Source organism: Actinoallomurus rhizosphaericola, from assembly GCF_024055675.1.
In the GTDB taxonomy this organism is placed as follows: domain Bacteria; phylum Actinomycetota; class Actinomycetes; order Streptosporangiales; family Streptosporangiaceae; genus Actinoallomurus; species Actinoallomurus soli.
Genome location: NZ_JAMXMW010000041.1, coordinates 1 through 11,044 on the forward strand (window position 1 = coordinate 1; position 11,044 = coordinate 11,044).

4 protein-coding genes are annotated in these 11,044 nt (G+C 67.5%); all 4 read right to left on the minus strand.

The genetic code is table 11. The features are described 5' to 3' along the window. Positions 1-4,946, minus strand: a 4,946-nt coding sequence (locus NE234_RS43855) for a hypothetical protein (protein WP_406567146.1), incomplete at its 3' end; no start/stop codon positions are given. A gap of 2 nt (positions 4,947-4,948) precedes the next feature. Further along, on the minus strand, positions 4,949-9,061 hold the full coding sequence (eccCa, locus tag NE234_RS43860; RefSeq protein WP_252787108.1) for a type VII secretion protein EccCa: 4,113 nt from the start codon (positions 9,059-9,061) through the stop codon (positions 4,949-4,951). A 75-nt stretch (positions 9,062-9,136) separates the two neighbouring features. Further along, positions 9,137-9,604 (minus strand): WXG100 family type VII secretion target, encoded by a 468-nt coding sequence (locus tag NE234_RS43865; RefSeq protein WP_252787109.1) that lies wholly within the window; start codon positions 9,602-9,604, stop codon positions 9,137-9,139. A 33-nt stretch (positions 9,605-9,637) separates the two neighbouring features. Continuing rightward, on the minus strand, positions 9,638-11,044 hold a 1,407-nt coding region (locus tag NE234_RS43870), incomplete at its 5' end, for a hypothetical protein (protein ID WP_252787110.1).

Consider the following 11,044-nt stretch of genomic DNA (forward strand, 5'->3'; position numbering starts at 1 on the left):
ATCTCCGCACGGATCGCCGGATACTCCCCATTGCCAGGCGACCGATAACGACCCGTACTCGGATCGGTCAACCGCCTGATCACCGCATCGGCATGATCCAACGAATTCGCCCGCAGATCCGCCGACTTATTTACCTTCTCAAGATCACTGTTCGCCTGGGCGACCGCAGCCTGCGCAGCCCGATCGTCAGGCTTTCCATCGCGTTCATTCTTGGCTTCGTCGAGTCTTTGTTCTGCCGCCTTGACAGGGTCAGACGAGACCCGACGCGGCGGACGTTTTTCCAGATGGGCTTTAGCGACCTGCTCAGCCGCCTTCATCGCCTGATCGCGGACATCTCCAGCCGTCTTATGACCCTCAACACCGGCGTTCTCACGAATGGCTCGCGCGATCTCCGCACGGATCGCCGGATACTCCCCATTGCCAGGCGACCGATAACGACCCGTACTCGGATCGGTCAACCGCCTGATCACCGCATCGGCATGATCCAACGAATTCGCCCGCAGATCCGCCGACTCGTTCACCTTCGCAAGATCGCTACTTGCGTTACTGACGTCTTGTCGCGCCACCTCCACCGGGTCGTTCCGGGAACCATCGGTTTCCGGCCGAGTGACGAGACCCGATTCCCCGGCTCTGCTGCCGTCCGCAGGCGCCGTGTTCTGGTCGAACGCGTCGGCGCTTTCCTTTTCGTCCGGGTGCTCCGACGAAGGACCGGCCTCCCGGCCCTCGCCCGAGACCGAATCGTTCTCGACGACGGGCTTGGCCGCACCGGAGCCTTCGGACGACTTGGACGGTGAGCCACCGTGGCTCGCCGCACCATCTTCGATGAACGTTCCGACACCGGTCTGGGTCTGCGTCCCGGAACCGTCCGTCTTCGGCCGGGTGGCAGCGCCTCCGCCCCCACTGCCCCGACTGTCGGAATCACTGCGGGGGCCGCTGCCGTCGGCTGTCCCCTCATCCTTCGGACGTACAGTGCCTGGTTCGTTGCCTCCGCTCGCGGGTGAGGATTTCGAATCCTTCGAGCCGAACAATCGTTTGAACGCCTCGGCGCGTCCCGCGCTGTCCGGGTGCTCCGACGAAGAACCGACCGTCCGGCCTTCGCCCGAGAACGGATCCTTCTTGAGCCCGGTCTTGCCCGTACCAGGACCTTCGGACGGCTTGGACGATGGGACACCGCTGTGAGTCTGCGTCCGGGAACCATCGGTCCCCGGCCGGGTGACGGAGCGCGGTCCCCTGGCTCCGCTCCCGTCTGCAGACGCCGTGTTCCGGTCGAACGCGCCGGCGCCTTCCTTGCCGTCCGGGTGCTCCGATGAAGAACCGGCCTCCCGGCCCTTGCCCGAGGACGGATCCTTCTCGACCGCCGGCTTGGCCGCACCAGCGCCTTCGGACGGCTTCGACGAAGTGGCACCGCGGCTCGCCGCACCAATGTCGGTGAGCGTCCAGACATTGCTCTCGGTCTGCGTCTGGGAACCGTCCGACTTCGACCGGGTGGCGGTGCCTCTTCCCCCACCACCCGGGCCATCGGAACCACCGCGGGAGCCGCTGCCGGAGGAGCCGGCCGGCCCCTGCTCCGCATGGGTGATCCGGCCGGTGTCGGTGTCGAACCGCAGTTGAGCGGGGGATATCTCCTGCGACCCCGCAGTGAGCGTCCCGTCCTTGTCGATGTACGGCTTGACCGTGCCGTCACCGCCGGAGACCGAGAACGTCGTACGCGTGACCTTGCCGTCATTCGGGGAGACCCTGACGACGTCGACCTTTCCGCCACTGACCTTAATCGGCTGTGGTCTGCCATCGGGACCGATGCGGTAGTAACTCCGTCCCCCCGAGTCCCCGGCCTCACCTCCGGAGGCGAACGACTCGACCTTTACGTACAAACCGGTTTTCTCATCGCGGACCAGCACGGCGGGCGTGTCGGAACTCTCCGCCGGCTTCCCGTCCAGCCGCTTCCCCGGCGCCGTGATGATGCGCTCGGTCTTCGGAGCACCGGCCCCGAACGGATGCGCGTCATGCCAACCGTCCTGGCCGCCGTCGCCTAGCTCGTGGTACTGGGTGCCGTCGCTCTTCGCCCCGTCCGGCGGCGGCACATCCGCCGGGCGACGCCGATAGGTCAACAGGTCGATGTCGCCGCCCTTCCGACGAAGAAGCTGGTACGACTCGTTGCGGGGCGACGTGGCCGCCGGCTTGGAATGAGCGTTGACGTTCCCGTTCTTGAAGCCGGCCGGCTTGGGAGGAAGGTCGACGACGTCCCACTTCCCCTCGGCCGAATCGTGCGTGGCCACACGTTCATGCGAATCACCGGCAGGTCTGAGAGCAGCACCGCCCTTCCCCGAGGGGAACCCGCTACCCGGAGTGACCTTCCCGCCGACAGGCTTGACGTTCACGACCGAGTCGTTCGGACCCAGGGTCGTCTCCTTGGCGACGCCGGTCGCCGGATCGACCTCGTAATAGCGATAACGACCGGCCCCATCGGCACCACCGGCGCCCGCACCGGTACCCGCGTCATCAAAGGTCCGCGCCGAAGCCGACGACTCATCCACAGGCGAACCATCCAACCGACGACCACCCGCAGGACCAGCGGGCCCCGCCGAAGCCGGCGGGTCGCCCACCGGCTGACCATCCAGCCGATGACCAGGCGCGATGTCGACTAGCTGCGTCTCGCCTGTCACCGAGTCGGTGCGGAACAGCTGTCGTGCCACCGGCACAGGCGACTTGCCGGTGCCCGGGCCCCGCCGTGCGACGAACGGCGGCTGCTGCGTACGAGAGGGTCCGGTTCCGCGAGCCGCCGGATCCGAACTTGGACCGTTGCGCTCCTCTCCGCCGTCCGCGCCCGCGCCACGCTGACCATCGGAAGACGACGTTCCTGGACCACGCCCGTCGCTGGCCGCCGCATTCCTCGCCATGGCCGCTGCCCCGTCACGCTGCGCAGCCGACGGATCCGAAGACGTCTGATGCGCTTCGCCCGGTGCCTGGTTCTGCTGGCTCCCTGAAGAACCCACGCCCGTGTCGTCGGCAGAACCGGACTTCGGCGGCGGTTGCTTCGCCGGAGATGCCGACGTCGCACCATCCTCACGTCCCGCCTCGCCGCCGGCCGGCCGCCCCTCACTCGACGCCGGACCGTTGCGCTCCCCTCCACCGGCCGCACCCGCACCACGCTGACCACCAGACGACGTTCCTGGACCACGCCCGTCGCTGGCCGCCGCATTCCTCGCCATGGCCGCTCTCCCGGCACGCTCCGCAGCCGACGGACCCGAGACCGTCTCCTGCGCTCCGCGACCGACGGCACTGCCATCAGCAGAACCGGAACTCGACGGCGGACCGTTACGCTCCCCTCCACCGGCCACGCCCGCACCACGCTGACCATCGGAGGACGAAGTCCCCGGACCCCCGTTGCGCCCTGCCTGGGAATCAGCAGCTCCCTGGGCCGCTGCGTCCCCGGCGCGTCGCGCAGGAGACACCGAATCCGAAGGCGTCTGCTTTCCTTCGTGCGATGCCGGATTCTTACCACCACCGGAGTCCGGCGCCGGAGCCGCACTGTTGTCCCCGCCACCGGACCTCACCACGTGCGGAGTAGCACCGTTACCCCCGCCACCGGACTCCACCACCGACGGAGCAGCACTGGCATCCGCACCACCCGTACGCGTCACCCGCGGAACCACACCGTTGTCCGCGCCATCGGGACGCGTCACCGGCGGAGCAGCACTGTTATCCCCACCCGTACGCGTCACCCGCGGAACCACACCGTTGTCCGCGCCATCGGGACGCGTCACCGGCGGAGCAGCACTGTTATCCCCACCCGTACGCGTCACCCGCGGAACCACACCGTTGTCCGCGCCATCGGGACGCGTCACCGGCGGAGCAGCACTGTTATCCCCACCCGTACGCGTCACCCGCGGAACCACACCGTTGTCCGCGCCACTCGTGCGGCCGGTGCTCTGGGAACCGGAATCCGAATGAACTCTCGGCGCGGGATTAGAGCTTGTGAAGGGAAGCGGTTCGTTCACCCGCGCGCCAGGCCCGGACGACGTGGGCGTGACCACCTCATCGCCGGCTCGCCCGGTGACGCCGTTCGTCCCCGACGCGTGGCCACCGCCCGTGCCCGAAGCGCTGAACGAGGGATCCGCGGGCCTGACCACCGGTGGCACGTGACTCCCCGCGCCGGCTCCGCCGCTGCCCGCCCCGGCGAACGAGGTCCCTCCGGAATCACCGTTCGGGACCCGACCGCCCCCGGCACCCGTTCCCGTCGTCGGCGTGGGGTTGGGCTTGGGAACCGCGACCTTGGGGGCCCCCGGGGTGTCCACGCCACCTTTACCGCCACCGAATCTTGCCCCCGCAGCACCGGCGGCGCTGAAACCACCGGCGATGGCGCCGCCCAGACCGATGTTCTTACCCTCCTCATTCCAATCGATGTTGACCGACGTGTGGGTGGCGGCCGACGCCAGGGCGTTGGCGGCGATGTCGATGATGAAGGTCGAGGCGGCCCCGACGGTGACGTCAAGGGCGATGGTGAGCAGGCTTCCGAGAATCTTCGACAGCATTCCGAGCACGGCACCGATCGCGAAGTTCACCGGAGCCGTCAGCACACTGAGGAAAAAACTGAAGAGGGTTATCAGATAACTCTTATTGTTCTCCTCGGCCATCTTCTGCGCTTGGTCATAGATGCTCTTGCCGTACGCGTTGATGGCCTCGCCGATCTTCCACGCCCCGTCGGCGGCCTGGTTGAGGACCGCAAACATGTGGTCGTCCCAGGCGCCTCGAGCGGCCCAATAGGCACTACCCGACCAGCCAATCGTCTCAAGGAGAAGGCCGATGTTCCCCTGCTCGCCGTAGAGGGCATCGCCCATCCTGATCCACTCGTTGCCGAGCTGGAAGATGGCGTCCAGATCCAAATTGCCGACGTAATCGGTCCATTCGGTCCAGCCATCCATCGAGGTCGAGTACTTGTCACCCATGGCTAGACCTCCCTTCCGGCACCGGCCGACCGGGCGTCGTACGACACCGGCTCGGTCTCCTCATCCACGACGGCATGAATCAGCGTCGGCTCCTGTCTGCGGCGGATCAGCAGGCCGCGTCCGGGGATGCGCTGTGCGGCGCGCTGGTCCCCCAGCAGGACGCCTTCGCGTGGATCACCGGACAAGATGAGCCCGTCGGCGCCGAACTCCCGTAGCCGCCCCACCATCGGGTCCGACATCAAGGACCGTGAGGCCCCGCTGACGCGGCGGGCGAGCACGACGTGGAAGCCGAGTTCCTCGCCCTGCGTGACGAAGGAGGCCAGCGGCGCGAGCGGGCCGCGATCAGCGCCGCTCGCCACCAGGTCGTAGTCGTCGACGACCAGGTAGAACTCCGGCCCCTCCCACCAGTCGCGTTCGCGCAGCCGGTCGATGGTCAGGCCGGGCGGCGGCATCCGTTCCTTCAGTTTTTCGGCCACCTGGGCGACGAAGGCGGCTGCCAGCTCGGGATTACCCGCGTGCGCGCCGATGTACGGGGCGGGCAGGACGTCCAGGAGACTGCGGCGGTAGTCGACGACGATGAAGCGCACGTCCCACGGTGAGTACCGGCGGCCGATGCCGCGCATCCAGGCCCGCAGGAACGAGGTCCGTCCCGACCCGGAGTCGCCGAAGACCAGGAAATGCGGTTGGCCCTGGGTGAGGTCCAGGCCCACCGGGCGCAGATCAGTCTGGGCCAGTCCGATGGGGATCTCGGTCGGGGACAGCGCCCGTCCGGCGTCCTCCCACGGGTTTCCGACGGCCGACGTGTCGGCGAGGATCTCCTCGAGTTCCTTCACGCTGATCCGCTCCGGCAGCACCTTCAGCCGCGGCGCCGGCGGCCCCTGCCACGAAGCGGTGATCGCGTCGACGACTTCGTGTTGCGCTTCGGCGAGGGCGTCGAGGCCGTCGTCACCGTCCATCCGGGGCAGCGCGACGTGGAAGGGGAGCCCGGGCGGCATCAGGCCACGACCGGCCGGCACCCGGCCCAGCCGCCGCGTCTCCTGACGGCTGATCTCCGACTCCGCCGGGTCGTTCATCCGCAGTTCGAGACGTCCGGGGATGCTGTCACGCAGCGCCAGCCGGATCTCGGCCCAGCGGTTGGCGGTCAGGACCAGGTGAACCCCGACGCCGAGGCCACGGGTGGCGATGTCGGTGGCGATCGCGCTGGCGTCCTCCAACTCCGCGTGCAGTGCGCCCCAGTTGTCGATGACGAGGACGACGTCGGCGGCACGTACTCCCGGCGGGAGTGCGCCGTTGTCGCGTCGCCGACGGAAGTCGGCGGCGGACTGGATGCCCAGGTCCTGGAACATCCGCTCGCGTACCGCGATCAGGCGGGTCACCTCGGCCAGCACGCGCTCGACCCGTTCGGTGTCCCGCCGCCCGGCCACCCCTGACACGTGTGGGGCGCCTTGCAGGGCGTGCAGCGCGCCCCCGCCGTGGTCGATGCAGTAGAACTGCAGCTCGTCGGGCGTATGGGTGAGCATCGCGCTGATCATTGCCGTGCGCAGGAACGTGCTCTTCCCGCTCTGCGGCGCACCGACCACGGCCAGGTGCCCGTGAATCCCGGTCAGGTCGAGCACGACGGGACGCTGCTCCTGCTGGGCGGGCAGGTCCGCGACCGCGACGGGGAATCTCAGCTCCCCGCCCGCCGGCCACGCCTGGCTCTGCAGGCCCCGCCCCGGCACGACCTCCACCGGGGCGAGCAGCGGGTCGAGGGGGAAGCGCGGCGGCAACGGCATCAGCCACACCTGATGGGTCGGCGCACTGCTCGCCGCGAGTCGCTCGACGACGACCTCCAGCTCGGTCGTCCCGGACCCCGGCACGGGGCTGACCGCGGGCTCGGGCGCCGTGTCCTCCGGTGTGGGCGGGGTGCGCAACCCGAACGGGACCGGCGCGATCGGTTTCCGCCGGCCTTCCTGCGCGGCGGGGTCCTCGTACAGACGGGAGACGTGCGCGACCCGGAACCGCTCGTAGATCGACTCGTCCACCTTCAGGTAGGCCGAGCCGGGGATGGGCGGCAGCTTGTACGCGTCCGCCGTGCCGATCACCGTACGGCTCTCTCCCGCGCTGAACGTGCGCAGGGCGATGCGGTAGGACAGGTGGGACTCCAGGCCGCGCAGCCGGCCCTCCTCCAGCCGCTGGGTGGCCAGCAGCAGGTGCATGCCCAAAGACCGGCCGACCCGGCCGATCTGCACGAACAGGTCGATAAAGTCCGACCGCTGCGACAACAGCTCTCCGAACTCATCCACCACGATCATCAGGTACGGCAGCGGCGGCAACGGCGCGCCGTCCACGTCCGTCCCACCGGCCGCCTGCTTGAGCTGATAGTCGCGGATCGAGTCGATGTTGCCCGCCTGCCGCAACAGCCGCTGCCGTCGCTGCTGCTCCCCCACCAGGGCCACCCGTACGCGCTCGACCAGGGACAGGTCGTCGGCCAGGTTCGTGATCAGACCGGCCACGTGCGGCAACTTCGTCAGGCCCGCGAACGTCGCACCACCCTTGAAGTCCACCAGTACGAAACCCAGGTGCTCCGGCGAGTGGGTCAGCGACAAGCCGGTGACCAGCGTGCGCAGCAGTTCGCTCTTGCCCGAGCCGGTCGCGCCGACCACGAGCCCGTGCGGCCCGATGCCGCCCTGCGCCGACTCCTTAAGGTCGAGGACGAGTGCCTCACCGTCGGCGGTCACGCCGACCGGAATTCGCAGGAGCTCTTCGTCGTCCGGTTTCCGCCAGGCGGCGGTCGGGTCGAGTGACGTGACGTCGATGCCGAGCATGCCCGGCAGTGACACCGACTGGGACAGGACCTGCTCCTGCTCGCCCGTGAGCCGCAGCGGCGCGAGTGATCGGGCGATCCGGGACCGCAGGGCGGGCGCGATCCGGTCGACGGTCGCGTCCTGCACGGTGCTGTGCAGCCCGGCGTTCGCGCCCTCCAGGGTGAGGCGGCCGGACGCTTCGAGGCGCACGCGCACGTCGACGCGCTCCGGCTCTTGCGCCTCGGTGGTGACCAGGCACACCACCGTGATGCCGAGGTGCGGGCCGGCCTCCGCGATCAGGCGGGAGACGAGCGGGGATCGGGTCCAGGCCGCGCGGGGATCGTAGTCGTTCAGCACGATGACGAGCCGCCGCCGCGGCCCTTCCTGGGCGGTCATGGACACGAGCCGCGTTCCGCGCTCCGCGCGGGCCGCCATGGCCCGGTCGAGTTCGGCCTCGAAATAGTCCGCCAGGCCGGCCAGGTCCTCGGCGACCAGGGGGACGACCTCGCTCCCGCGCTCGCGGGTGTCCGGTTCGTGCGCGTTCGGGAGCCACTTGACCCACTCCCACCGCGCGTCCCCGGACGTCACCACGGCGACCTGCACGTCGTCCGGCGCGTGCAGCGTGGCGAGCTGGCACAGCATCGCGGTGGCCGCCGCCTCGGTCTCCGCGGTCGGACCCAGCAGGCTCACCACGCCCGCCCGCCCGACGTCGATCCACGCCGGTTGCCGTTCGACCGTCCTGTGCGTTTGAACGAGCTCCTCGGCGGCGTGCAGGGAATGGGCGTCGTACTCGATGGTCGGATCGGGTCGCCTGGTGGTCGTGAGGGTGATGGCCAGCGGTCCGTCTCCCACTCCGATGCGCAGTCTGAGGAAGTCGGGGTCCTCGGGTCGCCTCTCCCAGACGCGGCGCCGTCGGACCGCGATCGCCCACAACCGCTCCGGACTCGGATGCACCCAGGCCGCCGCGAAGCGCTGCACCTGGGCCACCTCTCTCGCCTGCCGGCGAATCCCCGCCAGGTAGTCCAGGTAACGCTCGCGCTGGTGCTCTCTGGCCTGGCGACTCTTCCCCCGCATCTGCATCCGGAAGCCGATGCTCAGCCCCGTCGACGTGATGATGAACAGGACGCCCAGCGCCATCATCCACTGCCGGCCGGTCGAGATCAGGTACGCCGCCATGCTGACGCTGGTCAACAACGGCAGGAGGAGCGTGAGCATGCTCGACATCCCGCTCGACTGCGGCAACTGCGGCGGTGCCGCGATGGAGACCTTGTCCTCCGGCACGGGCGGCGGTGCCATCCGGGCGGGGCGGTGGAAGGCGATCCTGCTCATCGGTTGGGCTGCCTTAGGGGGATATGGGCGCGACGGCGGACGCGGATGCGGTCCGCCGCGCGCCGACGACCGCGATCAGGAGACGTACGGCGGGTAGTCGGCCGTGATGGCGGTCTTGTTCGTGTCCAACTGGTCCGGAGGCGTGTCCTTCGAGGGGGTGGGGACGCTGCTCTCGACGCCTGCTTTGGGGAGCTTGCCGGCGAACCTTTTCCAGACATCGACGAGACCGTACTCGGCCTCGTCGTAGTTCTTCACCGCGGTGTAGATGCCATTGGCCATGGCGTTCAGCACGCCGTCGTTCGGCTTGTCCTTGCTGCCGAAGAGGTCGCCCATGACCTTGACCCATCGGTTGTTGAAGTCATCCGCTTCCTGCTGCGTCTTGCCCGCCCAGCCGTTGAGCGTCAGCGACTTCAGGGCGTTCTCGATCCGGGTGATGGAGTCCGCGATCTCCTGCGCGCATTTGCTCAGTGAAGTCGCCGTCGTGTCCATTCCCGAAGGCCCGATGGCGATGTTTTGTACGTGGTCGTAGTCGGTGGTGTCCATTGATGGTGTCTCCTCGTTCGGATTCGCGACGGTCTAGGCGGGCTTCACGTTCGCCGCGTTCTGTTCCTCGGCCCGAGCGTAGTTGCCGTAGGACTTATACATTCGCAGGATCATCTCGTCGAGGAGGCCCGTCAGATCTTTGGTGGCACTGGTGAACCAGTTCTTCACGGGAACGAACGAGTCGTAGGCGGGTCCCTTCCAGTGAGTATTCAGATCGGTCATATTCTTCTCGATCACGAGGAGGTTCTGGTGGATGTTGTCATTCTCCCGCTCGACGGCGAGGATGGTGTTCGACAACTCCATCAGGTCGATGGCCCAGGACTCGGCTGTCATGTAGTGATGACCGTCAGCGGTGACGATCGACTTGTCCTTCGGGTCGACCTTGCCATGGGCGATTCCGCTGTCGGTAATGACGTAGACGCCGTCGCCGTTGTCGGGTGTGAAGAGGCCGGTTTTCGTATCGGTGGTGCCGTGGAGCACGGTGCCGTTCGCCAGCACGACGGTCTTGCCATCCGCGGAGTAGAAGTCGCCGCCCGCGGCGAAGCCGTACAGGGCGGTGCCGTCGGGCAAGGTGTGCGTTGTTCCGTTCGGCAGGAACTGGTGCGTATTAGGGTCGGACACCCCATGCTCAACTTTGCCGTCCGCGCCGATGGCGGTCTTACCGTCATCAGAGACCCAGCCACCATCATCCGTGTCGAAGCCGTAGACCGTCTGACCATCGACCGTACGCGCCGAATGAAAATACCCCTGATCATCGGTGAAGCCATGCTCGACCTTGCCATCCGGCCTGACGAGCAACTTCCCGTCTTCCGAATAGAACGTACCGTTCTGCACACTGCCGTAGACCTGATGGCCATCGACCGTGCGAACCTCACCGTTCGCCAGGAACTGGTGCGTATTAGGGTCGGTTATCCCATGCTCGACCTTACCGTCCGCACCAATGGCCGTCTTACCGTCATCAGAGACCCAGCCACCGTCGTCCGTGTCGAAGCCGTAGACCGTCTGACCATCGACCGTACGCGCCGAATGAAAATACCCCTGACCATCGGTGAACCCATGCTCGACCTTGCCATCCGGCTTGACGAGCAACTTCCCGTCTTCCGAATAGAACGTACCGTTCTGAACGGTACCCGGAACCTGCTGGCCGTCGACCGTGCGAACCTCACCGTTCGCCAGGAACTGATGCGTATTAGGGTCCGTTATCCCATGCTCGACCTTACCGTCCGCACCAATGGCCGTCTTACCGTCATCAGAGACCCAGCCACCATCATCCGTGTCGGAACCGTAGACCGTCTGACCATCGACCGTACGCCCCGAATGAAAATACCCCTGACCATCGGTGAACCCATGCTCGACCCTGCCATCCGGCCTGACGAGCAACTTCCCGTCCTCCGAATAGAACGTACCGTTCTGCACACTGCCGTAGACCTGATGCCCATC

Coding starts and splice junctions, on each gene's coding strand:
- eccCa (WP_252787108.1), bottom strand. CDS start 9,061: ATGAGCAGGATCGCCTTCCACCGCCCCGCCCGGATGGCACCGCCGCCC.
- NE234_RS43865 (WP_252787109.1), bottom strand. CDS start 9,604: ATGGACACCACCGACTACGACCACGTACAAAACATCGCCATCGGGCCT.